Genomic DNA, 23,557 nt, shown 5'->3' with positions numbered 1-23,557 from the left:
CGCCCTCACCTCTGTTGGGCGGCCCAGGCGTCGGTCGTCTCGGTACGGATGCGGTAGATGCTGGTGGAGGCCGCAATGTAAAGATCCCGCCCGTCCTCACCGCCAAAGCACAGGTTCCCCGTCAGCTCCGGCACCCGCACCCGGCCAATCTCCCGCCCGTCGGCGTCAAACACGATCACGCCGATCTCGCTCGAACTCCAAAGGTTGCCCAGCGCATCCACCGCAAAACCGTCCGGAACCCCCTCCTCGATCTGCGCAAACAGCCGCCCGTTCTTGCACCGCCTGCCCCCCTGCACATCATAAACCCGGATGTGGCTGTTCCCCACGCCCGGCGGCTTGCGGACCGACGAGCTGTCGGCCACGTAGAACAGCGATCCATCGGGCGAGAAGGCGAGGCCATTGGGCTCCTCCACGTCGATCACCACGGGCAGGGTCTCGCCCGTGCTCGGGTCATGGCGAAACACGTAGTGGTCGCCGTACTCCCGCTCGCCGGGGTGGCCCTCGCGCGCCTCCGTGATCCCGTAGGCCGGATCGGTGAACCAGATCGCGCCGTCAGGCGCGATCACCACGTCATTGGGCGAATTGAGCCGCACCCCCCGCCAGCCATCGACGATGTTCGTCACCTCGCCGTCGCGGTCCCGCTCCATGCGCCGCCGCCCGTGAGAGCACTGCACCACGCTGCCATCCCGGTCGAGCGTGCGCCCGTTGGTAAACTCCACATCGCCCGCATACTCCGTCACCTCGCCGGTGGCCGGGCAGTATTCCCTGATCCTGTTGTTCGGAATGTCGCTCCACCGCAGGCACCCCCGCGCCGGAATCCACAGCGGCCCCTCGCTCCAGATCGACCCGCCGACCACCCGCTCAAGCGGATGCGCTGGGTCGATCAGCCCGGCCAGCCCCGTCACCGCATCTCCGATCGTCTCCCTCACGTCCCGTCCTCCCCGGCGGTTTCCCCCGCGCCACCTTTCTTCACCACCCGGCGCGGCGCAAGGATCGGCGCGCCGCTGGCAAGGAACAGGACCGCCAGCACAAGGAACCCCTTCAGCACGTTCTGCCCCGCATAGCTCCACCCGATCAGGTTGAGCAGCCCGTCCAGCAGGATGAAAAACAGCGCCCCGCCCCAAACCCCGGCGGGCACCGCGCGCCCGCCCGTGATGAGCGTGCCGCCAATCACCACAACGGCAATGGAGTCCAGCAGATAGTCATTCCCCAGCTCCACGTTCGGGGCCGAAAAAGACGCCCGAAGCGCCCCCGCCAGTGCCGCCAGCGCCCCGCACCCCAGATAGACCGCCGCCAGAACCCACCGCCCGTCGATCCCGGCATATTCCGCCGCCCGCCGCGCCTGCCCGAAGGCCAGCAGCCGCGCGCCCCATGTGGTGGTGCGCAGCAGCAGGGACACGGCGACGGTGAACAGCGCAACCAGCACCGCAAAGGCCGGAATGCCCAGCGGCGCCCAGCCAAGGAAGCTCTTCAAGGCGGGCGCCGCCGAGCCCTGAAACCCCTTCGCCAGCGTCAGCGAGATCGAGGAGGCAAAGAGGCTGGTCGCCAGCGTGGCCACGATCGGCGGAATGCGCACCAGCAGAATCGCCAGCACGCTGATCGACGCCATCGCCAGCCCCACCCCGACCGCCGCCAGAAGCCCCAGCACCCACGACCCGGTCGCCTCGCTGACGGCAATCGACAGCAGCCCCCCGAGCGAAAAGACCTTGGCCACCGACACGTCGATGTTGCCCGGCCCCGCGCTCATCACCAGCATCTGGCCAAGCCCCACCAGCACCAGGTAGGGCGCAACGGTGAAGGCCAGCGTCAGCGTCTGAAACCCGCCACCGCCCGACACCGCAATCGTCAGGGCCAGAACGATCGCCGCAGCGCCGAACGACCATGTCCATGGAGGAAGCTGCTCGCCCTTCACTGCCTCGCCTTTCGATCCACCACCAACCGCCCGGCCAGAACCGCAATGACGATGAACGCCTGAACCGCCGGTTGCAGGTTCGACGACAGCTTCAGCAGCGTCAGCAGCACCGTGAGCAGCCCCAGCGTGATCGCCCCGCAAAGCGTGCCCCAGGCCACGGCGCGGCCCCCGGTAAACATGCCGCCCCCAAGGATCACGGCAGCGATGGTCGTCAGCGTATAGCCCGGCACCGCGTTCACATCGCCACCGCCGATCTCGGCGGTCAGGGTCAGGCCCGCCGCCACCCCGAGCACCCCCACCGTGCCATAGGCCAGCATCCGGACCCGCAGCAGCGAGCCCCCCGCGCGAACCAGCGCAACCGGGTTGCTGCCCAGCGTCCGAAAGCGCACGCCCAACTGCGTCCGCTGCATCACGAACCACGTGAGCGCGGCGGCGACCACCATGGTGACGAGCGGCGTGGGGATGGCGAGCGGCGCACGCCACATCGTGTAGCTCACCAGCCAGTCGGGCCCGAGCCCCCCCGGCACCGGCAGCACGAATAGCCCGACTCCCAGCCAGATGAAGGAGGCCCCCAGCGTCGCAATGAGCGAGGGCACGGCCCGCAGCTCCACCAGCGCGCCCAGCGCGGCATAGGCCAAAACGCAGCCCCCCAGCGACATGACGCCCAGCGCCGGGCTGTCGCGCAGCACCGTTGCCGCAAGGGTGGTGACCATCCCCACGAAGAACCCGATCGACAGGTCGATATCCCCGATGCTCATCATCACCATCTGCGCCATGGCGGCGATGGCCAGCGCGACGATGGGCGACAGGATTAGCGTCATGCCGCCCTGCGACCAGATCCGCGGCTGGATCGTCCCGCAAATCAGCAGGATCACCACCATGGCCGCCAGCGTCAGCAAGCCCGGCATCAGCCGCCGCGCCAGCCCCTTGGGCCAGCCGGTCATGGCGCTCTTCGAGGTCGGGGCAGGGGCAATGACTTCGCTCATGCGGCATCCTCCGAGGCTTCGGCAAACGACAGGGCAATGATGCGTTCGTCGCTGATCTCGCGCCCGTGCAGCACCCCGGCAATCTGGCCCGCCCGCAGCACATAGGCCCGGTCGCAATAGCGCATCTCGGAGTTCTCGCTGGAGTACCAGATGATCGTGCGCCCCCCGGCGGCCTCCTCGCGGATAAGCTGGTAGAGCTCCGACTTGGTATGAATGTCGACCCCCCGGAACGGGTCGTCGAGCAGGATGGTATCAGCCTGCGAGGCAAAGGCCCGCGCCACGATCACCTTCTGCTGGTTGCCCCCCGAAAGGCCGGTGATCGCCGCCTTCGCACCGCCCCTGACCTTCAGGTGATCCACCCACCTGTCCACCAGCGCGCGCTCGGCCTCCTGCTGGCGGATGCCGTTGCGCGCAAGGCTGCCCAGCGCCGTGATCGACAGGTTGCGCGCCACGCTCCAGAGCGGAAAGATGCCCGAGCGCTGGCGATCTCCGGGCAGGTAGGCGCGGGCCTTCTCGACCTGCACATCGCCGGCCCGTCCGCGCCACAACCGCTCCAGCACCTGCTCCTGCCCCTGCCCGGCAATCCCCGCCAGCCCAATCACCTCACCCCGCCGGGCCATGATCTCCGCCGGGGCCCGGTCCACCGTCTTCATCGGAACCCGGACCGTGACGGGGCCTGTGTCCTCCGCCGCCCTGCCGGTGGCCTCGGCCCCCGTTTCGGTCACAACCACCTCCCCGCCCATCGCCATGAACAGGTCGCGCTCGGTCACCTCCCCGGCCCGATGAGTCGAGGCAACGGCACCGTCCTTCAGCACGATCACCCGGTCGCAGACCCCGAGGATCTCGCGCAACCGGTGCGACACGAGGATCACCCCAAGCCCCCGGGCCCGCAGCTTGCGCACGTAGTCGTAAAGGTCATCGACCGCGCCGCCACTGAGCGACTCCGTCGGCTCGTCGAGGATCAGCAGGCGCAGATCGTCGGTCAACGTCGCCCGCGCAATCTCCACCATCTGGCGGCTCGCAAGCTGCAAATCGTCGATGAAGTCCCCCGCGCGGATGTCATTGCCGGGAAAGATCTCCTGCAACCGCTCCCCCGCCCGCCGCGCCGCCGTGCGGTGCCAGCGCCAGCGCGGCAGCCACGGGGCGCTCGAAAAGGCGATATTGTCCCTGACCGTCAGTTCCGCGGCGAGGCTGCCCTCCTGATAGGCCATCCGAACGCCCGCAAACCCCCGCGCACCGGGCGTCGTCTGCCCGTCGATCTCGATGCTGCCGGCGGTCGGGCGCTCCAGCCCGCTCAACGCCCGCATCAGCGTGCTCTTGCCCGCGCCGTTGTGCCCGACAATGCCAAGCACCTCCCCGCACCGAACCTCCATCGTCACGCCTTTCAGGGCAACGGTCGGGCCATATGTCTTGCGCGCGTCGGTAACGCGCACCAACGGCCCGCCCTGGTCCGGCAGCTCTTCATCTGGCAGCATGGTGTTCCGATCGTGATCCATGGTCGAGGATCGGCCAGCGCCCCGAAAGGCGCTGACCGCTGCTCCGGATAGGCCCTCAGTTGCGCACCGGCACCGGCGGCAGCGCCGCCTCTTCAACGGTGCCGTCGATGTTGGCCTTGACCTGCGCGTCGACCAGCTCCTTGGTCCACTGCCACGAGGCGATCTCGTCGTCGCCCACCGCTGCAATCCATGCGTCCCGCGCGTCGTCGCTCACCACGACCGGCGGAAAGATCGTGACCCGCGGCACCTCTTCGCCATGGTAGATCTTGATCGCGGCAAACAGCGCCGCCACCCCCTGCCCCGGATCGGACATCACCGCCACCGAACCCGGCGCCCCGTTGCCTTCGCCCCAGAACTTCAGCGCCCGGCCACTCGGCGCAAAGGCCACCACCGGCGCCTCACGCCCCGCCGTCTGGAAGGCCTGCACCGCGCCCAGCCCCTCGCCGCAGCCGATGACTCCCTTGATCTCGGGCAGGCTGGCGATGGTGCCCAGCAGCGCCTCCTGCGCCTTGGCGCTGTCACAGAAGGTGACGATCTCCGCCACCACCTTCACATCCGGGTTCTTCGCCAGAATGTCCTGCTGCACCGCATACATTTCCAGCTCAGGCGGCGACCCCTGAACCCCTCTCGACAGCACCACATTGCCCGCCCCTCCGATGGCGTCGATCACCGCCTGCGTCGAGAGCCGGGCCCAATCGCCAAAGCTGTTGGTCACCAGATAGGCGCATTCGAGGTCGGTCGCGCTGTCGAACACCACCACCACGGCCCCAAGGTCGCAGGCCTGCTGCAACGTCGGATTCAGCGCCGTCGGCGACGCCGGGTTGACCAGCAGAATGTCCGGCTGGTCGAGCAAAAGCGCCTTGAGCTGCGCGATCTGCTCCGTGGCCGAGTTCTCCCCCGGCGCGTTCGAGATCTGAAACGAACTGATGAGCCCGTCGGCCTCCGCCTTGGTGGCAGCCTCCTCGAAGGCGGTGATCATCGAGCGCCGCCAGGCGTTGCCCAAAAACGCATTGCTGAGCGCCACCGAGGGCGCCTCCTTGTCCTGCGCCACTACGCTCTGCGGGCAAATGGCCGACATGACCGCCAACGCCCCGGCAAGCGTCATGCTCTTCAAGATCGTGGATTCCATTGCAGTTCCTCCCTCCTGCGATTTCGACGCGCAGCACCCGCGAGGGGCCTCGGGCGTCGCCGCAAAACTAGCCTTGCTGTGAGGAGGGCGTCAGATCGAAACCAAGAATTCGGCTGCGGTGATCCGAGTCGAACATGGCGGCTTCCCGCAAAGGGCAATGGGAGTTCGAGCGCTGTTCCTGCAAGAGACCCATCCGGCCGCCTGCAAAAATCCGCCAACCCGCAGACGCCACGGGGGGCAGATCAACGATCCCCGGTTACCGACAAAATCGGCAGCATCCGGATACTGCTCGGTTCAAGTGGTGAGCCGTGCAGGATTCGAACCTGCGACCCACTGATTAAAAGTCAGTTGCTCTACCAACTGAGCTAACGGCCCACTTGAGGCCCGGTCTCTAGGGAATCCCCCAAGGGGGGTCAAGCGGGAATCTTTCACCCCGGGCTAGAAAGCGCATCCGCCGCGCTGTATATGCCCGCCCATGCGCGACCAGACCCCTCCCCCTGGCCTGCCCTTCATGAAAATGCACGGGCTTGGCAATGACTTCGTGGTGCTCGACCACCGCGAGGGCGGGCAGGCCGTGACTCCGGCGCTCGCCACCATGCTGGCCGACCGGCACCGCGGCGTCGGCTTCGACCAGCTCGCCGTGATCGAGCCGAGCGACAGGGCCGATGCGCGCCTCACATTCTACAACGCCGACGGCTCGCTTTCGGCGGCCTGCGGCAACGCCACCCGCTGCATCGCCCGCCACCTGATGGAGGAAACCGGCAAACCCGCCGTCACCCTCCTCACCGAGCGCGGCCTCCTGCCCTGCATTGACGCCGGCGAGGGCCTCACTTCCGTCAACATGGGCGCCCCCCTGACCGACTGGCAGCAGATCCCGTTGGCCCGCGAAGCCGACACCCTCCACCTCCCGCTCGAGGGCGACCCGGTCGGCACCTCCATGGGCAACCCCCACTGCACCTTCTTCGTGGAGGACGCCGAGGCCATCGACCTCGCCCGCCTCGGCCCCGAAACCGAGCACAACCCGCTCTTCCCCGAGCGCACCAACGTGCAATTCGCCCATGTCATCGGCCCCGATCACCTGCGGATGCGGGTCTGGGAGCGCGGCACCGGAATCACCCTCGCCTCCGGCTCCTCCTCCTGCGCCGTGGCCACCGCCGCCGCCCGCCGCGGCCTGACCTCCCGCAAGGTCACCATCACCCTCGACGGCGGCACCATCCACATCGACTGGCGCGAAGATGGCGTCTGGATGACCGGCCCCACCGCCCACGTCTTTTCCGGCACGCTCCACCTATGAGCGCCCCGATCTTCTCCACCCACGGCTGCCGCCTCAACGCCTATGAGAGCGAGGCGATGCGCGAGCTCGCCGAAAGCGCAGGCCTCAAAGGCGCGGTGATCGTCAACACCTGCGCCGTCACCTCCGAAGCCGTCCGCAAGGCCCGGCAAGACATCCGCAAGCTGCGTCGCGAAAACCCCGAAGCCCGCCTCATTGTCACCGGCTGCGCCGCCCAGACCGCGCCAGAAACCTTCGCCGAAATGCCCGAGGTCGACCACGTCATCGGCAACACCGAAAAGATGCAGCCGCAAACCTGGCAAAGCCTCGCGCCGAACTTCATCGGCGACACCGAGCGCGTGCAGGTCAACGACATCATGTCGGTCACCGAAACCGCAGGCCACCTGATCGACGGCTTCGGCCGTCACCGCGCCTACGTCCAGGTGCAAAACGGCTGCGACCACCGCTGCACCTTCTGCATCATCCCCTTCGGGCGCGGCAATTCGCGCTCCGTCCCCGCTGGCGTGGTGGTCGAGCAGATCAAGCGCCTCGTGCAAAAGGGCTTCAACGAAGTCGTCCTCACCGGCGTCGATCTCACCTCCTGGGGCGCCGACCTTCCCGCACAGCCCAAACTGGGCGACCTCGTCATGCGCATCCTCAAGCTGGTGCCAGACCTGCCCCGCCTGCGGATCAGTTCGATCGATTCCATCGAGGTGGATGAAAACCTCATGCAGGCCATCGCCACTGAGCCGCGCCTCATGCCCCACCTCCACCTCTCGCTCCAGCACGGGGCAGACCTCATCCTCAAGCGGATGAAACGCCGCCACCTGCGCGACGACGCGATCCGCTTCACCGAAGAGGCCATCAAGCTCCGCCCCGAAATGACCTTCGGCGCCGACATCATCGCCGGCTTCCCCACCGAAACCGAAGCCCACTTCGAAGACTCCCTGCGCCTCGTCGAAGACTGCAACCTCACCTGGCTCCACGTCTTCCCCTACTCCCCCCGCCCCGGCACACCGGCAGCCAAAATGCCCGCCGTCCCCGGTCCCGACATCAAATCCCGCGCCGCCCGCCTCCGCTCCGCCGGCGCGCAGGCCGTCGCCCGCCACCTCGCCGCCCAACAGGGCCGCACCCACACCGTGCTCACCGAATCCCCCCGCATGGGCCGCACCGAGCAATTCACCGAAGTCGCCTTCAGCGCCGACCAGCCCGAAGGCGCCCTCGTCACCGCCACCATCACCGGCACCCAAGGCGCACAGCTCACCGCCTAGCTCCCCCCCTGCCCATTTTCTTGCTGAAAATATCTCCGGGGGTGTGGGGGCTGGCCCCCACTCCAACCCGCGCCTCCAGCGAACCGCCCCGGACCGGGCGCGTGGCGCAACGGGGTGGGTGGGTGGGCGTTGCGCCACGCGCCCGCCGCCACCCTTCCAACTCGCCCCCACCCCTGTAGGGTAGCCCCCACCCCACCACGCCGGACCAGCCCCATGCACCCCAACCCGATCTACCGCGACGCCCCCACCGCCCAGAGCCTCGACTTCGCCGCCGAGCGCGGCTTCGGCACCCTCTCGGCCAATGGCGAGACCTTCCCGCTCACCGCCCACGTCCCCTTCGCCCTCACCCCGGCCACCGGCACCGCCACGCTCCACCTGATGCGGTCCAATCCGCTGGCCCGCGCCTGCACCGCCCCCATGCCCGCCCGCCTCTCGGTCACGGGCCCCGACAGCTACATCTCCCCCGACTGGTACGGGATGGATCACCAGGTCCCGACCTGGAACTACGTCGCCGTCCAGCTCGACGGCACCCTGCACCCGCTGCCCGACGCCGATCTGCGCGCCGTGCTCGACGACCTCTCCGACATGTTCGAGCAGCGCCTCCTTCCCAAGCCGCCCTGGACCGCCGACAAGATGCCCGCCGACACGCTCGCCCGGCTCATGCGCATGATCGTGCCGTTCCGGTTTTCGGTCGAACGGGTCGAAAGCACCTGGAAGCTCGGCCAGAACAAGCCCGCCGAAAACCGCGAGGCGGCGGCGCAGCAGGTGCGCGCCTATGGCATCGGTCAGGAGACGGCGCTGCTGGCCGCGCTGATGCTCGGGGCCGGGTAGCGGCCGACGCACCGTCAATCGCCTGCGCCCGCGGCGTTAACCTCTGGCGCCCATGTCAAAAAATGTATGCACGGGATGTGTACGGCCTGTGCACGGGATGTGACATCGACCGACTCAAGGTTAACTTGCCACCGGCACAAACTTCCGCCAACGTGAATTGTCCGTTAACTCAGCCGGTTGCAAACCATGCCCTATATCCTCCACCACAGCCCCGCCTCGCCCTTCGTCCGCATGGTGATGGTGGTCGCCCACGAGGTCGGGCTGGTCGACGAGATCGAGTGCAGCGCCTCCGTCGGCACCCCGCTCGAGCCGGGCAGCATGCCGGTCGCGCAGAACCCGCTGGGCAAGATTCCCACCCTAGAGCGCCCCGACGGCCCGGCAATGTTCGACAGCCGGGTGATCTGCCGCTTCCTCGATTCCCAGGCCAGCGGCAAGCTCTATCCCGAGGGCCGCATCTGGGAGGTGCTGACGCTGGAGGCCATGGCCCACGGCTTTACCGAGGCGATTCTGGCCATGACCTACGAGGCCCGCCTGCGGCCCGAGGAAAAGCAGAGCGCAGAGATCGTCGAAGCCCAGTGGAGCAAGGCCCATCGCGCCGCGGCACAGGCCAACTCGCGCTGGATGAGCCACCTCTCCGGCCCGATCGACGCCGCGCAGATCGCGCTCGCCTGCGGCCTCGGCTATGCCGATTTCCGCCACCCGGCACGTGACTGGCGCAGCGGCAACGAGGCCCTCGCAGAGTGGTTCGCCCGCTTCAGCGAGCGCCCCTCCATGCAGGCCACCCAGCCGCCCGAGGCGTAACGCTCCGGCCCGCTGCCCGCCGGGGTCAGCCCGGCGCCTCTGTCAGAAGTTGTAGCTCAGGCCGACGTTGATCGCGTTGGTCAGAATGTTGCTTTCCCATTCGCCGCCGCCCTCGAGGTCGCCCTTGTTCGACGAGTAGGTGCCGTTGTACTCGCCAAACAGCGCCCAGTTGTCGTTCAGCGCATAGGAGGCCCCGGCAATCCAGCGCGCGGCCGGTCCGCTCACCTGATACTCGAAGGTTTCCGCCCCGCCGGTCTGCTGAAACTCGATATGCGGAATCGCCACACCCAGGCCGCCGCCGACATAGGGCGTGATCTTCCCGCCCGCCCACTGGCCGGGCCAGCGATACATCAGGTTGGCCGTCAGAATGTTGATCCCGTCGGTCATCTCCAGCGTCTCCAGCCCGTTGTCGGCCAGCGTCTCGTCGGAGGCGTAAACCTTGGCATGAGTGAATTCGGCGCCGAAGCCCCAGTTCGCATTGCGCCACCACATCGCCCGGACACCATAGTAGGGCGGCATCTCGAAGCTGCGCCCCTCCCACTCGGCCAGAAACGAAAACGGCGTGCCCGCATCCGTGCCCTCAAACCGACTGTGCGGCGAGGTCTGGTAGCCGGTGTAGAAACTCAGCTCCACCTCCGCCCGTGCGGGCAGGGCGGCGGCAAGGGTGACGGCCAGGGCAGTGGCGAAACGGGCGATGGCGGGAATGCGCATGGAAAGCTCGGCTCCAACAGGTCTTCAGGATATTTCTCCTCACCTAGCACGCAGGCCACGGATTTACAGCAGACCCCGCTTCAACAGGATGCGAACGCGCTCTTCTGTGCCATTTTTCCGGCAGTTACCCCGATTTTGCGTCACTTGGCCGCAACTGCGCCGGAATGTCCGCTGGACTGGCGCGATGGGGCCAGCTAATAACCGCGCGAAATGGCTGGGCTTCACGCCTTTGTCATGCCGCGTCATGGCCCGCCAACGCGCCGGGCCGGTGAGAAGGAGAACAACCCGTGTCGGACACTCACGAGCCCGAAGGTACACGCCGGGATTTCATCTATTACGCTACCGCAGGAGCGGGCATCGTCGCCGCTGGCGGCGCCGGCTGGGGTCTGGTCAACCAGATGAACCCCTCCGCCGATGTTCGGGCCCTCAGCTCGATTCGGGTGGATGTGTCCGGCGTCGAGCAGGGCACCCAGCTGACCGTCAAATGGCTCGGCAAGCCGGTGTTCATCCGCCGCCGCACCGCCGAAGAGATCGAAGAGGCCCGCGCCGTCGAGGTCAGCCAGCTGGTTGACCCGATCGACCGCAACGCCAACAAGCCCGGCCTGCCCGCCACCGACGACAACCGCGCCCTGAGCGAGGATGGCGAGTGGCTGGTGATGATGGGCGTCTGCACCCACCTCGGCTGCGTGCCGCTAGGGGATGGCGCCGGCGAGTTCGGCGGCTGGTTCTGCCCCTGCCACGGCTCGCACTACGACACGTCCGGTCGCATCCGCAAAGGCCCCGCACCCGAGAACCTTCCGGTGCCGGTCGCGGTCTTCGTCGACGACACAACAATTCAACTCGGCTAAGGGAGACGCGCGAAGATGTCTGGTATCCCGCACGACCATTACGAGCCCAAGACGGGCATCGAGAAATGGCTCCACTCCCGTCTGCCCATCGTCGGGCTGGCCTATGACACCCTGATGATCCCCACCCCCAAGAACCTGAACTGGTGGTGGATCTGGGGCATCGTCCTGACCTTCTGCCTCGTCCTGATGATCGCCACCGGCGTCGTCCTGGCGATGCACTACACCCCGCATGTCGACAAGGCCTTCGCCTCGATCGAGCACATCATGCGCAACGTGAACGGCGGCTACTTCATCCGCTATACCCACATGAACGGCGCCTCGCTGTTCTTCTTTGCCGTCTACATCCACATCTTCCGCGGCCTGTTCTACGGCTCCTACAAGGCGCCCCGCGAAGTGACCTGGATTGTCGGCATGCTGATCTACCTCTGCATGATGGGCACCGGCTTCCTCGGCTACGTGCTGCCCTGGGGCCAGATGTCGTTCTGGGGTGCCACCGTGATCACCGGCCTGTTCGGCGCGATCCCCTTCATCGGCCCCGACATCCAGACCTGGCTGCTCGGCGGACCTGCGGTCGACAACGCCACGCTCAACCGCTTCTTCTCGCTGCACTACCTGCTTCCCATGGTCATCGCGGCGCTGGTTGCGGTCCACATCTGGGCCTTCCACACCACCGGCAACAATAACCCCACCGGGGTTGACGTGCGGACCTCCTCCAAGGAAGAGGCCGAGAAAGACACGCTGCCGTTCTGGCCCTACTTCGTCATCAAGGATCTCTTCGCACTCGCGGTGATCCTCGCGGTGTTCTTCGCGGTCGTGGCCTTCATGCCCAACTACCTCGGCCACCCCGACAACTACATCGAGGCCAACCCGCTCTCGACACCGGCCCACATCGTGCCCGAATGGTACTTCCTGCCGTTCTACGCGATCCTGCGCGCCTTCACCTCCGACGTCTGGGTGGTGATGTTCGCCAACTGGATCAGCTTCGGCATCATCGACGCCAAGTTCTTCGGCGTGCTGGCGATGTTCGGCGCAATCGCGGTGATGGCGCTGACCCCGTGGCTCGATACCTCCTCCGTGCGCTCGGGCCGCTACCGCCCGATGTTCAAGTGGTGGTTCCTGCTGCTGGTCATCGACTTCGTGGTTCTGATGTGGCTGGGCGCCATGCCCGCCGAAGAGCCCTATTCCAGCTTCTCGCTGGTCGCGTCGGCCTATTGGTTCGCCTACTTCCTGGTGATCCTGCCGCTCCTCGGGGTGATCGAAAAGCCGCTCGCACGACCCGCGACCATCGAAGACGACTTCAACGCCCATTACGGCGGCGCTCACACGCCGGCGGAATGAGGAGGAGAGACCCAATGCGCAAGTTCGCCATCGCCCTCGCGGCAGCCAGCCTCGCCACCCTTCCGCTCGCCGCCCAGGAGGCAGAGACCACGGAAGACGAGCAGCCCCTGGCTGTAGAAACCGAAACCGAGGCGCCTGCCGAAGCCCCTGCCGAGACCACGACCGAGGAGGCCCCCGCAGAGGAGGCCGCCCCGGAAGAGGCACCGGCAGAGGAGGCAACCACGGAAGAAGCTCCTGCCGAGGAGGCTGCCGAAGAGGCGGCCCCCGCCGAGGAAGAAGCCACCCCGGAAGAAGCCCCTGCTGAAGAGGCCGCACCAGAGGAAGCTCCTGCCGAAGAAGCCGAAGCTCCCGCCGAGGAAGCTGCCGAAGAAACTCCGGCAGAAGCCGCCGAAGCCACCGGTGAAGAGGCGCCCGAAGAAGCCGAAATGGCCGAGGACGCAGATCACGCCATGGCCGAACACGGCGAGGAAGAGCACGCCGATGCGGCCCACGCCACCGGCCACACCGAAGACTTCGCCTTCTCCTTCGAGGGCCCCTTCGGCAAGTACGACCAGAACCAGCTGCAGCGCGGGTTGAAGATCTACACCGAGATCTGCTCCGCCTGTCACGGTCTGCGCTACGTCTCCTTCCGCTCCATGGCCGAAGACGGCGGGCTCGGCTACTCCGACGACCAGGTTCGCGCCTACGCCTCCGAGTTCCCGATCCTCGACGAAGACAACAACCGCCAGTTCTACGACGCTGCGCTGGGCGAATTCCGCACGCCGCTCCCGTCCGACAACTTCCCGGCCAACATGACGGCAAATGCCCCCGACCTCAGCCTGATGGCCAAGGCCCGCGCCGGTTTCCACGGTCCCTACGGCACCGGCATGAACCAGCTCTTCAAGGGCATGGGCGGCGCCGAGTACATCGCCTCTCTGATGACCGGCTACACCGGCGAAGAGAAAACCGAGTACGGCTCCACCTTCTACGGCAACACCGCCTTCCCCGGCGGCTGGATCAGCATGGCCCCCCCGCTCGCGGGCGAGGATGTCGAGTTCGATGACGGCCACGCCAACGACCTGCATCACGAGGCCGAAGACATCGCCGCCTTCCTGATGTGGACGGCAGAGCCCAAGATGATGCAGCGCAAGGAAACCGGCTTCCTCATCGTCGGCTTCCTGATCTTCCTGTCGGTGCTGCTCTACCTCACCAACAAGCGCCTCTGGGCCCCGCACAAGGCACGGGCCAAGGAGCTGAACGCCAAGAGCTGATCCGGCTCACCTGGTAACAGAACAAAAGGCGCGGACCTCACGGTTCGCGCCTTTTTCGTTGGCTCCAGGCTCCCGTCGGGTGGGTAAAATCCGCCGCCCCTACCCCAGATAGGCCCGCAAGGCCTCCGGCGGATCGTCCAGCAGCGGCCCGGTCGCCACCGGGGCCTCCGCCCGGCCCCCTGCCACCACCACCACCTGCGCCGCGAAGGCCCGCGCATCTTCCGGGTCGTGTGTGACCATCAGCACCGTGGCCCCGCTCTCCTCCGCGATCTCCGCGACCAGCGCCAGCATCTCGCGCTTCAGCGCCGGTCCGAGCGCCGCAAAGGGCTCGTCCAGCAGCAGCACCGGCCGCTGCCGCAGCAGCACCCGCGCCAGCGCCACCCGGCTGCGCTGCCCACCGCTGAGTTCGCGCGGCATCCGCCCGCCCATGCCACCCAGCCCGACCCGCTCCAGCGCCGCCTCGACCTGCCCCCTGTCCTCCGCCGTGAGCCGTAGATCCGTCCGCAGCCCGAGGCCCACGTTTCGCTCGGTGCTCAGGTGGCCAAACAGGTTCTCCTCCTGAAACAGCACGCTCACCGGCCGCGCGCCCGGCGCCAGCCCGTCGAGGTCACGCCCCGCCCAGGCAATCCGTCCGGCGCTGACCTCCACAAACCCGGCAATCCCCATCAGCAGCGTCGACTTGCCCGCCCCCGACGGCCCGATCACCGCAACCCGCGCGCCCGGCTCCACCTGCCAGTCGGCCCGCAACGCAAAGTCACCCTGCTCCAGCAGCAGCCCCTCAAGCGCCAGCATCGGCCCGCCCTCCCCTGTCAAATGCCCAGAACAGCGTCAGCGACAGCGCCAGAAGGAGCAACGCCGCCCCCGCAGCCTGCTCGATCCGGTAGGACGCCATCAGCCGGTAGAGCTGCAACGGCAGCGTCGCCGTGTCGCCATCGGCAAACATCGCGATCACCCCGAGGTCGCCCATCGACAGCGCCGCCGCCAGCCCGAGCGAAAATCCGATCGGGCGGCGCAGGGCAGGCAGCGTCACCAGCCGCAACCGGGCAAACCCGCCCATGCCGAGGCTGTCGGCCAGCCGCCCCTTGCCCGCCCGCATCTCCGCCGCCGCAGGCACCAGCACCGCGAGGGCAAAGGGCAGGGCCAGCACCGCGTTCACCACCGCCGTTACCAGCAGGGCAATCTCGTCAGGCCGCACCCAGCGGTAGCTGACGATGAACAGCCCGGTGCCGATCACCAGCGGCGAAGCCGCCAGCGGCAGCACCCCCACGAGCTGCACCCAAAGCCCCCGCCGCGCCGCTAGGGCCATCGGCAGGGTCAGCGCAAGGCACAGCGCCGCCGAGCCCAGCGCCACCGCCACCGAGCGCCCCGCCGCCGCCCAGACCGTGCCGGGCATCTCGAACAGCCCCGCCACCCCCTTCAGCGCAACCGCGCAGAGCGGGGCCAGCAGGAACAGCGCCGCCAGCGCCACGCAGAGCGCGTCCTGCACCCGCAGCCACCCGCCGCCATCCCAGCGCCGTACCGTGCCGCCCAGCCCGCCCGCAAACACCGCAGGCCGCGCCAGCCCCCAGGCCAGCGCCGCCGCCGTGCCCGCAAGGGCAAATTGCACCAGCCCCAGCACCGAGGCGGCGCCAAGGTCGTATTCGAATCGAAACGCCTGATAGATCGCCAGCTCCACCGTCGTCGCCCCCGGCCCGCCGCCCAGCGCCAGCGCCACGGCAAAGCTCGTCAGGCAGAGCGCAAAGATCAGCAGCCACGCGCCCGGCAGCACGCCCCGCAGCATCGGCCATTCAAGCCCGCGCTGCACCGCGCCCGGCCCCATGCCGAGCGAGGCCGCGAGCCGAAACCGTTCGGCCGGGATCGCCAGCCACCCCTGCAACACCAGCCGCACCGCCAGCGGCAGGTTGAAGAACACATGCGCCAGAATCACCCCCTGCGCACCGTAGAGGCTCACCTCCGGCAGCCCCAGCGCCCGCAGGCTGGCGTTGATCGCGCCCGAGCGCCCGAACACGGCGACAAGCCCCAGCACGGCAACGATGGTCGGAAGGATGAAGGGGGCGCCCATCAAGGTGATCACCGCCCCCCGCCCGTAAAAGCTCCGTCGCGCAAGCGCCCGCGCGACCGGTATCGCCAGCACAACGCTCAGCGTGGCCGAAACAACGGCCTGCCAGAGCGTGAACCACAGCGCATCCCGCGCCGCCGCACTCACCCCGGCAAACCCTTCGGCCCGCAAGGCAACAGCCACCAGCGTCCCCAGCGTCAGCGCCAGAACCAGCGCCGCCGCGAGGGCTGCAAGGCTGCGTGCTACTGGCTCAGACCTTGCCGCCACGTCTCGATCGCGTCCGCTTTCAGCGCTTCGGCCTCCTCCGCGCTCACGTAAACCGCGGTCGCCGGCACCGGCAGGTTGCGGAAGACCTCGGGCAGCTTTTCCGGGTCCAGCTTGGCCGGAAAGCTCCAGTTGCCCTCCGGAATCGCCTGCTGGAACCCGTCGCTGAGGATGAAATCCATGAACCCCTGCGCCAGCTCCGGCTGGTCACTCGAGGCCAGCTTGGCCGCCAGTTCCACGTAAAGGTAGTTCCCCTCCTCGAAGATCGCCGCCTTCTTGCTCTCATCGCCCTCGGCCATGATGTGATAGGCGGGCGAGGTGGTGTAGCTCAGCACCATGTCGGCCTCGCCCTCGGTGAACAGCCCGTAGGCCTCGCTCCAGCCCTTGGTGACGGTCAGGATCTTCGGCGCAAGCCGTTCCCAGGCCTCGCCCGCCTTGTCGCCATAAAGCGCCTCGACCCACATCACCAGCGCCAGCCCGGCCGCCGAGGCGCGCGGGTCCTGAATCACGATCCGCGTGTCGTCGGGCAGCGCCAGCAGCGCCTCGAAGCTGGTCGGCGGGTTTTCCGTCCGCTCGTCGTAGATGAAGGCGAGATGGCTCCAATCGAACGGCAGGAAGGTATCGTCTTCCCACGAAACCGGCATGGTCAGAGACGAAACATCCTGCCCATGCGGCGCAAACAGCCCGCTCGCTCCGGCGCGGGCAATCTCGTCCTGGCTCAGGCCGATGGCCACATCGGCCTCGCTGCGCTCGCCTTCCAGCAGGATGCGCGGCAGCACGTCGCCGGTGACGAACTCCAGCTCGCAGCCGCATTCGGCCTCGTAGGCGGCCTGGATCGCGGGGCCGGGGCCCCATTCGCTGGCGAAGTAGTCGGGGGCGTATACCGTCAGGGTCTCTGCAGCCGCCGTGCTGGCGACAAGTGCAAATCCCGCGGCGATGAGGGGGGCTTTCATGGGTGGTCCTCCATTGCATGCGGGCGGAGCGGGCAATCGAGGTGTCTCGAAACCTTCCCTCCGCCGGTTCTAGCCGGTTCAGGTTCGACGGGTTCGCAGGCACTCACTGCCGCATCTCAGCCCACTTGCGCAGGCACCCCGAGGTGAAGCGCAGCATAGAGGGCAAGTTCGCCTTGGCAAGGAGGTCACACATGCCGCGCTGCGGCGGGCGGGATCTTTCCTTTCTGCCGGCTCATCCTAGTCTCTGTGCAACGCCCAAGGAAACCAACATGCTACGCACATTCGCCCTCTCCCTCGCCCTGCTCCTCCCCCTCCCCGCGCTCGCCCAGCAATCTGACGGGCTGCAATCCTTCGGTCTCTCGATCGAAGGCGGCGGCCACCCCTCCGGCTCCTACTATGGCCTGATGGCCGAGGCCCGCGCGGGCTACGATCTGAGCTGGGGCGATGTCACCGTCGATCTCACCCTCGGCACCGCCGACGCCGGCTCCAACAGCCTCACCACCGCTGGCGCGCTGGTCCATGTCAGCGCCCGGCCCTACGACTGGCTCGCCGTCGGCCCCTACGCCTGGCTCGGCAGCCAGGGCGAAGGGCCCGCGGCCTATGGCTTCGGTGTCGAGGCCGCGGTGATGACCGGCGCCGGCTGGGGCGGCGAACTCTGGTTCGGCGAAACCTTCGGCGGCGTGCTGGGCGAGGGCACCTATGCCACCAACAAGGGCCTGCGCGTGCGCTACGACCGGGGCGGCAAGTTCTCCGGCTACGGCGAACTCTCCAAGGACACCGCCAACCTCACCGCCGGCGACCAGGACTTCTACCGCCTTGCCCTCGGCTTCAGCACCTGGCTCGACCTACCGGGCAGCAGCGGCACCGACCGCGCGGTCAAGCTCTCCGTCGCCGCCGGTCAACACCACTTCGACCTGCTGAATGAACGTGACAACTGGGTCTCCGTCGGCTTCAGCATCCCGCTCAAACCCACCACCGGCAGCCGCCCCGAGTTCTCCTCGCGGCGCGGGGTCACCCATTACCTCCCGATGCCCTGACAAATCCGAAACGCGTTAACGTAACGTCACCGTTTTGCAACATTCTGTGCCCCGCGCATGGATCGGTGCAATTTCGGCAATAATCCGCCGCGGGCCCGTGCTATGTCATCTGCCATACGAAGGCGCTCCAAGCGCCTCGCCAAGACCAGTGTGGTTACGTGCACCCCCCATCGTTTCGGGGACTCGTTGCTGAACTGAATCGGCAGGAGCTCGAGAACCCCCCCTTGTACCACCGGGGGCCTCTGAAAGAGCTGGGCGGTGGTACTGTCGTCATCGATAGTCTCGAGTTCCTGCCGATTTGTTTCTCCTTGGCACCGGGCCGCGCCTTGGGTAACTCCTTGCCTCCAAAGGAGCCCGCGCATGAGCCTCAACACCTTCGGTCACCTCTTCCGCGTCACCACCTGGGGCGAAAGCCACGGCCCCGCCCTCGGCTGCACCGTCGATGGCTGCCCTCCGGGCATTCCGGTCACGGCAGAGCAGATCCAGGTCTGGCTCGACAAGCGCAAGCCCGGTCAGAACAAGTACACCACCCAACGCCGCGAGGCCGATGAGGTCGAGATCCTCTCGGGCGTGTTCGAAGGCGTCACCACTGGCACCCCGGTGCAGCTGATGATCCGCAACACCGACCAGCGGTCCAAGGACTATGGCGACATCGCCGAAAAGTTCCGCCCCGGCCATGCCGACATCACCTATTGGCAGAAGTACGGAATCAGAGACTATCGCGGCGGCGGACGCTCCTCCGCCCGCGAAACCGCCGCCCGTGTGGCCGCAGGCGGGCTGGCCCGCAACGCGCTGGCCAAGCTGGTGCCGGGCCTCTCGATCAAGGGCTTCATGGTGAGCATGGGCGAACGCAGCGCCGACCCGGCCCGCTACGACATGGCCGAGATCGACAATAACCCCTTCTGGACCCCCGATGCCCAGGCCGCCGAAGACTGGGCGCTCTACCTCGACGAGCTGCGCAAATCCGGCAACTCGGTGGGCGCCGTCATCGAAGTGGTCGCCACCGGCGCCCCCGCGGGCCTCGGCGCCCCGGTCTACGGCAAGCTCGACACCGACCTTGCCGCCGCCATGATGAGCATCAACGCCGTGAAAGGCGTCGAGATCGGCGACGGTTTCGCCGCCGCCCGCCTCACCGGCGAGGCCAATGCCGACGAAATCTCCATGAGCCAGGGCGGCCCGGTCTATTCGTCCAACCACGCGGGCGGCATCCTCGGCGGCATCTCCACCGGGCAGGATCTGGTGGTACGCTTCGCCGTCAAGCCGACCTCCTCCATCCTCAAGCCCCGCAAGACCATCACCAAGTCGGGCGAGGAAACCGAGATCATCACCAAGGGCCGCCACGATCCCTGCGTCGGCATCCGCGCCGTTCCGGTGGGCGAGGCGATGATGGCCTGCGTGCTTCTTGACCACATCCTGCTGCATCGCGGGCAGGTGGGCGAAGGACTTCCCGGCCGCATCGGCTAACCCTTCCCCAAGGGCCACAAAACATGCAGTCTGCGTTCCATTAACCAAATGGGACTTTAAGCATGACCGACTTTTCCTTCGGCACATCCATGACCCTGATGCGCCGCACCGCCCCCTTCGTGATCTTCCGCATGATCGTCTACTTCGGCATCGCGGTGGCCTATGTCGTCGTCACCGGCACCGGCGCCGGCATCGGCTGGACAGTAGGCCTTGCCGGCACCGACGACTTTCAGGCCTCCAGCACGGCCTGGGGCGGCGCCATCGGCCTCGGGGCTACGGCGGCGGTGCTCTACTTCCTGCGCGAATACATCCTCTACATGGTCAAGGCCGGGCATATCGCAGTGATGGTCGAGTATCTCGAGGGCAAGGAGCTGCCCGAGGGGCGCGGCCAGATCGCCCATGCACAGGCCGTGGTCAAGGAGCGCTTCGGCACCTCCAACACGCTTTTCGCCATGGACCAGCTCATCAAGGGCGTGCTCAAGGTGGTGGTCGGCATCATCCAGGGCATCGCCAGCATCCTCCCCATCCCCGGCCTCGACGGCGCGGTAAAACTGATCCGCGCCTTCCTCAAAACCGCCGTCGGCCTGCTCGACGAGGTGATCCTCGGCCATCTCATCCGCACCCGCTCGCAAAACCCGTGGGCCGACGGGCGCGACGCGCTGGTGCTCTACGCGCAAAACGCCAAGCCCATGCTGATGAACGCCGCATGGATCGCGCTCGCCTCGTGGATCCTCTCCTTCGTGGTCTTCCTCGTCATGCTCGCCCCGGCGGCGCTCGTGGTCTGGCTGATCCCCGGAAGCTGGTCGGCCGGTGGCTTCATCTTCGCCATCATCTTCGCATGGGCAGTGAAGGCCGCACTCATCGAGCCCTTCGCCATCGCCTGCCTGCTTCAGGCCTACTTCAAGGTCACCGCCGGGCAACAGCCCAACCCCGAGTGGGTCGCCAAGCTCGAAGGCGTGTCGAAGAAGTTCAAGACCATGGGCGAGAAGGCCGCCAACTGGGCCACCGGAGGGCGCACGGCCTAGCGCCAGCCGTCCTGACACGATCCCTGACAGCGCTCCTGACACCACCCTGTCAGGGGCGCTTTGCTATGATGCCCTCATCAACAGGAGAGACTCATGCCCACCTTCTACCACGCCCCAAATTCCCGCAGTTCCACCGTGGCCATCGCCATCGAAGAAATGGGGCTTTCCACTGAAATAGAGACCAAGATCGTCTCTATCCCGCGCCAAGACGGCTCCGGCGGCCCCGATGCCGCCAACCCCCATCCCGAAAGCAAGGTGCCCGCGCTGGAGGTGAACGGCACCCTCGTCACCGAGCGCGCCGCCATCCTCGCCCTGCTCTCCGAGCTCTACCCCGAAGCCCCCAGCGCCATCCCGCCCGGCCACGCCGACCGCGGGCCGTTCCTGATGTGGCTGGCCTATTACGCGGGCGTGGTTGAGCCGCTCATCATGGGCATGGTCTGCGAGGTGGCCGACAAGCCGATCTGGATCACCACCTACCGCGACATGCCCGCCATGGTCGCAAGGCTCGAATCCACCCTCGAAGGGCAGGATTACCTGCTCGCCAGCGGCTTCTCCGCCGCCGACCTCATCATGGCCTCGCCCTACCAGTGGAACCGCGACTGGCTGCCCAAGTCGCCTGCGATCGAAGCCTGGTTCGACCGGGTCAACAGCCGGCCCGCCGTGCAGGCCATCGCCGCGCGCGACAATCCGGCCTAGCCCGCCACCTTCTTCTGCTTGGCGAGCTGCACCAGCAGGATGCCCACGGCAATCACCGCGACCCCGGCAATATCCAGCGGCCCGATGTGCTCATCCAGAAAGACCCAGGCCACCAGCACGCCGAAGAACGGGTTCAAAAAGTGGAAGGTGGCGGCCTTCACCGCCCCGATCCGCCCCACCAGCTTGAACCAGATCCACGTGGCCAGCAGGCCGGGCACGAAGACGGTGTAAAGGAAGGCCAACGTCAGCGCCGTGCTCGGGGTGTATTCCCACGTCTCGAACAGCAGCGAAGGCACCACGAGGCAGACCGCCCCGATCAGCATCTGGTAGCCCACCACCACCATCAGGTTGCCGCCCCCGCCGCTCGCGCCCCGCAGCGCCAGAGTGGCCACCGCCAGCGCCGTCGCGGCCACCACGCAAAGCGCCACGCCGGGCAGGCTCACGCCCGCCTCCAGCCGCGCCCCCATGATCAGCAGCACGCCGCCAAAGCCCATCACCAGCCCCAGCACGCCGATCCGCGGCAGCCGGTCGCCCAGCGCCACCCAGCCGATGAGCCCGACCAGAAGGGGCATCGAAGAGGCGATGATGGCGGCCAGCCCCGCCTCGACCCATTGCATCGCGATGAAGTTCAGGCCGAGATAAAGCGCATTCTGGCAGATCCCGAAGATGATCGTCGCCCGCCACTGCCCACGTGAGAGCGCAAAGCTCTGCCCGAGCGCCCGCGCGATCAGCAGCGCAATGCAGCCCGCCAGAAAGAACCGCACCGAAGACACCGCCAGCGGCGGCGCGGCCGTCACGATGATCCGCGCCGAGGTAAAGGCCGACGACCAGATGAAGGCAAAGGTCAGACCCATGAAGATTGCGCGGATGTCCATGTCAGTCCCTTTTTGCCGTCAAACCGCCCTACGCCTCCCGCGTGGGAGGGTCCAGCCCCTCTCTGCCCCCTGCCGCAGTTCTGGACAGCCCGCCCGGCAGGCAGCCATGATCGGGCATTGCTCTTCACACTTGGAGAAAGCCATTGGTCGATATCAAGATAGGAACCGCGAAGCTCGAGGCGCATCCCCTCGTCCTGTCGCCCGAATTTCATTACTACTTCCGCCGAAACCTCAGACTTCTCGGCTACCGGATGCGGCTTGTGCACACCATGGACTGTTCGTCCTGGCCAAATGACAGTGGCCTGCCCGCCAGAATCCGCGTCGAGTCCTACACCGGCTTGCGGGTTCCGATACCCGGGACCGGCAGGATAGATACCCAAACCACAAAGAACCGTCTCGCCGCCCTCTACAAGCGCAGCGGCCTGTTCGAGCCAAGCCAGATCGACAGGGATGTTCAGGCAAGCACGCTCGGTGGCCACAACATGGCCGTGCCGACCAAGAAGCTCGAACAGCTCTACAACGAGTTCTACAGCGTGGTGGTCGGCGTCTGGCTGAACTTCCGGCCCTACCTGGTCTACGGGCGGTCCGGCAGCAGCGGAGCCAGATCACCCCTGTTCACCATCTCCCAACCGGTGAGCGGCACCTTCATCGCCATCCCCGGCAAGGTGTGCAACTCCGAGGTAAAGCCGCCTTCCCGGCGCCTTGCAGAGGTCGAGTCGGTTTACAGCGAGCATGAACGCTTCAACACCGTACTCCACAACCTCGGTGTCCTCCGCCGATGGTCAGGTGGCTTCGGACCGGGGTTTGCGCACGACTGGCAGAACCGGCGCCTCAAAATTCTGGACCAGGCCGCCAAACCGCCGGTGTTCATTCGTTGGAACAACCCAAAATAAAAGGCCGCCCGGCAGGGGCGGCCTCGAAAGCCTTGGCAGCTTTTGCGTCAGGGCTTAGCCGTTGACGCTGTCTTTCAGAGCCTTGGCGATGGTCATCTTCACCACCTTGTCGGCCTCTTTCTTGATCTGGTCGCCGGTGGCGGGGTTACGCACCATCCGCTCGGGGCGCTCACGGCAGTAGATCTTGCCAACACCGGGAAGGGTCACGGCGCCGCCGGCAGACACTTCTTTGGTGATGATCGCGGTGATCGCTTCCAGCGCAGCAGCGGCGGACTTCTTGTCGCTGTCCAGCTCTTCTGCAATCGCGGCGACCAGAGCGGTCTTGGTCATCGGTTTGGTTGCCATGTACTTGTCTCCTCGTAAGTGACCCATGTTGGGTCTTATGTTAGGCAAATCTACGCCATCTTGCGGCGTCCCACAACGTTTAGTGGGCTTCGAGCCAATAAAT

At 66.9% G+C, this 23,557-nt stretch carries 23 protein-coding genes, 1 tRNA gene and 1 riboswitch; of the genes, 12 read left to right on the top strand and 12 right to left on the bottom strand.

The genetic code is table 11. From position 1 onward, the window contains the following. Positions 1–5 precede the first annotated feature (5 nt). The 6 genes from GTH22_RS16485 to GTH22_RS16460 all read right to left on the bottom strand — a co-directional run bounded on the left by GTH22_RS16485 (position 6) and on the right by GTH22_RS16460 (position 5,898). Positions 6–929 (bottom strand): SMP-30/gluconolactonase/LRE family protein, encoded by a 924-nt coding sequence (locus GTH22_RS16485; protein WP_252946612.1) that lies wholly within the window; start codon positions 927–929, stop codon positions 6–8. Beyond that, positions 926–1,912 carry an ABC transporter permease gene (locus GTH22_RS16480; protein WP_252946611.1) on the bottom strand — a complete coding sequence of 329 codons (987 nt, stop codon included), beginning with the start codon at positions 1,910–1,912 and terminating at the stop codon, positions 926–928. Before GTH22_RS16480 ends, GTH22_RS16485 begins: the two co-directional genes overlap by 4 nt. Continuing rightward, positions 1,909–2,898, bottom strand: coding sequence for an ABC transporter permease (locus tag GTH22_RS16475; protein ID WP_252946609.1), 990 nt, complete (start codon positions 2,896–2,898; stop codon positions 1,909–1,911). The genes GTH22_RS16480 and GTH22_RS16475 overlap by 4 nt, the downstream gene beginning before the upstream one ends. Continuing rightward, positions 2,895–4,373: an ATP-binding cassette domain-containing protein gene (locus tag GTH22_RS16470; RefSeq protein WP_252946608.1), complete on the bottom strand. Its 1,479-nt coding sequence runs from the start codon at positions 4,371–4,373 to the stop codon at positions 2,895–2,897. Before GTH22_RS16470 ends, GTH22_RS16475 begins: the two co-directional genes overlap by 4 nt. Before the next feature lie 76 nt (positions 4,374–4,449). Beyond that, positions 4,450–5,523 (bottom strand): substrate-binding domain-containing protein, encoded by a 1,074-nt coding sequence (locus tag GTH22_RS16465; RefSeq protein WP_252946607.1) that lies wholly within the window; start codon positions 5,521–5,523, stop codon positions 4,450–4,452. A gap of 299 nt (positions 5,524–5,822) precedes the next feature. Continuing rightward, positions 5,823–5,898 (bottom strand) — tRNA-Lys (locus GTH22_RS16460). Between the two features lie 100 nt (positions 5,899–5,998). Here GTH22_RS16460 and dapF point away from each other — a divergent pair. The 4 genes from dapF to GTH22_RS16440 all read left to right on the top strand — a co-directional run bounded on the left by dapF (position 5,999) and on the right by GTH22_RS16440 (position 9,696). Continuing rightward, complete coding sequence (dapF, locus tag GTH22_RS16455) at positions 5,999–6,817, top strand: diaminopimelate epimerase (RefSeq protein ID WP_252946606.1); 819 nt, start codon at positions 5,999–6,001, stop codon at positions 6,815–6,817. Continuing rightward, a complete protein-coding gene (gene mtaB, locus GTH22_RS16450; protein WP_252946605.1) occupies positions 6,814–8,064 on the top strand; it encodes a tRNA (N(6)-L-threonylcarbamoyladenosine(37)-C(2))-methylthiotransferase MtaB in 1,251 nt (416 codons plus the stop codon). Before dapF ends, mtaB begins: the two co-directional genes overlap by 4 nt. 213 nt (positions 8,065–8,277) lie before the next feature. Continuing rightward, complete coding sequence (locus tag GTH22_RS16445) at positions 8,278–8,895, top strand: FMN-binding negative transcriptional regulator (RefSeq protein ID WP_252946603.1); 618 nt, start codon at positions 8,278–8,280, stop codon at positions 8,893–8,895. Positions 8,896–9,081: 186 nt separating this feature from the next. Next, the gene (locus GTH22_RS16440) at positions 9,082–9,696 is read left to right on the top strand and encodes a glutathione S-transferase (RefSeq protein WP_252946601.1); all 615 of its coding nucleotides are present in this window, start codon (positions 9,082–9,084) and stop codon (positions 9,694–9,696) included. Between the two features lie 42 nt (positions 9,697–9,738). Here the strand turns inward: GTH22_RS16440 and GTH22_RS16435 are convergent, their stop codons facing one another. After that, complete coding sequence (locus tag GTH22_RS16435) at positions 9,739–10,407, bottom strand: outer membrane protein (protein WP_252946599.1); 669 nt, start codon at positions 10,405–10,407, stop codon at positions 9,739–9,741. A 287-nt stretch (positions 10,408–10,694) separates the two neighbouring features. Here GTH22_RS16435 and petA point away from each other — a divergent pair, with 287 nt between their 5' ends. From petA to GTH22_RS16420, 3 genes are all read left to right on the top strand, one after another. Next, positions 10,695–11,255 (top strand): ubiquinol-cytochrome c reductase iron-sulfur subunit, encoded by a 561-nt coding sequence (petA, locus tag GTH22_RS16430; protein WP_252946598.1) that lies wholly within the window; start codon positions 10,695–10,697, stop codon positions 11,253–11,255. 15 nt (positions 11,256–11,270) lie between these two features. Beyond that, positions 11,271–12,593: a cytochrome b gene (gene petB / locus GTH22_RS16425; protein WP_252946596.1), complete on the top strand. Its 1,323-nt coding sequence runs from the start codon at positions 11,271–11,273 to the stop codon at positions 12,591–12,593. A 449-nt stretch (positions 12,594–13,042) separates the two neighbouring features. Next, the gene (locus tag GTH22_RS16420) at positions 13,043–13,843 is read left to right on the top strand and encodes a cytochrome c1 (RefSeq protein ID WP_371928388.1); all 801 of its coding nucleotides are present in this window, start codon (positions 13,043–13,045) and stop codon (positions 13,841–13,843) included. Between the two features lie 99 nt (positions 13,844–13,942). Here the strand turns inward: GTH22_RS16420 and GTH22_RS16415 are convergent, their stop codons facing one another. The 3 genes from GTH22_RS16415 to GTH22_RS16405 are packed head-to-tail and all read right to left on the bottom strand — an operon-like array spanning position 13,943 to position 17,119. Then, positions 13,943–14,635, bottom strand: coding sequence for an ATP-binding cassette domain-containing protein (locus tag GTH22_RS16415; protein WP_252946595.1), 693 nt, complete (start codon positions 14,633–14,635; stop codon positions 13,943–13,945). Then, the gene (locus GTH22_RS16410; protein WP_252946594.1) at positions 14,622–16,169 is read right to left on the bottom strand and encodes a thiamine/thiamine pyrophosphate ABC transporter permease ThiP; all 1,548 of its coding nucleotides are present in this window, start codon (positions 16,167–16,169) and stop codon (positions 14,622–14,624) included. The genes GTH22_RS16415 and GTH22_RS16410 overlap by 14 nt, the downstream gene beginning before the upstream one ends. Next, positions 16,145–17,119, bottom strand: coding sequence for a thiamine ABC transporter substrate binding subunit (locus GTH22_RS16405; protein WP_252946592.1), 975 nt, complete (start codon positions 17,117–17,119; stop codon positions 16,145–16,147). The genes GTH22_RS16410 and GTH22_RS16405 overlap by 25 nt, the downstream gene beginning before the upstream one ends. A 38-nt stretch (positions 17,120–17,157) precedes the next feature. Next, positions 17,158–17,270: riboswitch (TPP riboswitch) on the bottom strand. 118 nt (positions 17,271–17,388) lie between these two features. Between GTH22_RS16405 and GTH22_RS16400 the strand changes: the two genes are divergently transcribed. The 4 genes from GTH22_RS16400 (at position 17,389) to GTH22_RS16385 (ending at position 21,341) form a co-directional block, all read left to right on the top strand. Beyond that, a complete protein-coding gene (locus tag GTH22_RS16400; RefSeq protein ID WP_252946590.1) occupies positions 17,389–18,156 on the top strand; it encodes a hypothetical protein in 768 nt (255 codons plus the stop codon). A 360-nt stretch (positions 18,157–18,516) separates the two neighbouring features. Continuing rightward, positions 18,517–19,620, top strand: a complete 1,104-nt coding sequence (gene aroC, locus GTH22_RS16395; RefSeq protein ID WP_252946589.1) for a chorismate synthase — start codon at positions 18,517–18,519, stop codon at positions 19,618–19,620. A 62-nt stretch (positions 19,621–19,682) separates the two neighbouring features. Continuing rightward, positions 19,683–20,645 carry a hypothetical protein gene (locus GTH22_RS16390; protein ID WP_252946587.1) on the top strand — a complete coding sequence of 321 codons (963 nt, stop codon included), beginning with the start codon at positions 19,683–19,685 and terminating at the stop codon, positions 20,643–20,645. Between the two features lie 93 nt (positions 20,646–20,738). After that, the gene (locus tag GTH22_RS16385; RefSeq protein ID WP_252946586.1) at positions 20,739–21,341 is read left to right on the top strand and encodes a glutathione S-transferase family protein; all 603 of its coding nucleotides are present in this window, start codon (positions 20,739–20,741) and stop codon (positions 21,339–21,341) included. Here the strand turns inward: GTH22_RS16385 and GTH22_RS16380 are convergent. Continuing rightward, positions 21,338–22,216: a DMT family transporter gene (locus GTH22_RS16380; protein ID WP_252946585.1), complete on the bottom strand. Its 879-nt coding sequence runs from the start codon at positions 22,214–22,216 to the stop codon at positions 21,338–21,340. The two genes, GTH22_RS16385 and GTH22_RS16380, sit on opposite strands and share 4 nt — an antisense overlap. A gap of 143 nt (positions 22,217–22,359) precedes the next feature. On the opposite strand from GTH22_RS16380, the gene GTH22_RS16375 reads away from it, so the two are divergent. Then, positions 22,360–23,109: a hypothetical protein gene (locus GTH22_RS16375; RefSeq protein ID WP_252946583.1), complete on the top strand. Its 750-nt coding sequence runs from the start codon at positions 22,360–22,362 to the stop codon at positions 23,107–23,109. Positions 23,110–23,163: 54 nt separating this feature from the next. Here GTH22_RS16375 and GTH22_RS16370 read toward each other — a convergent pair whose 3' ends face one another. After that, positions 23,164–23,454, bottom strand: coding sequence for an HU family DNA-binding protein (locus GTH22_RS16370; protein WP_140012407.1), 291 nt, complete (start codon positions 23,452–23,454; stop codon positions 23,164–23,166). Positions 23,455–23,557 lie beyond the last annotated feature (103 nt).

The organism is Oceanicola sp. 502str15 (assembly GCF_024105635.1).
In the GTDB taxonomy this organism is placed as follows: Bacteria; Pseudomonadota; Alphaproteobacteria; order Rhodobacterales; family Rhodobacteraceae; genus Vannielia.
This window is presented reverse-complemented; position numbering and strand designations above follow the sequence as displayed.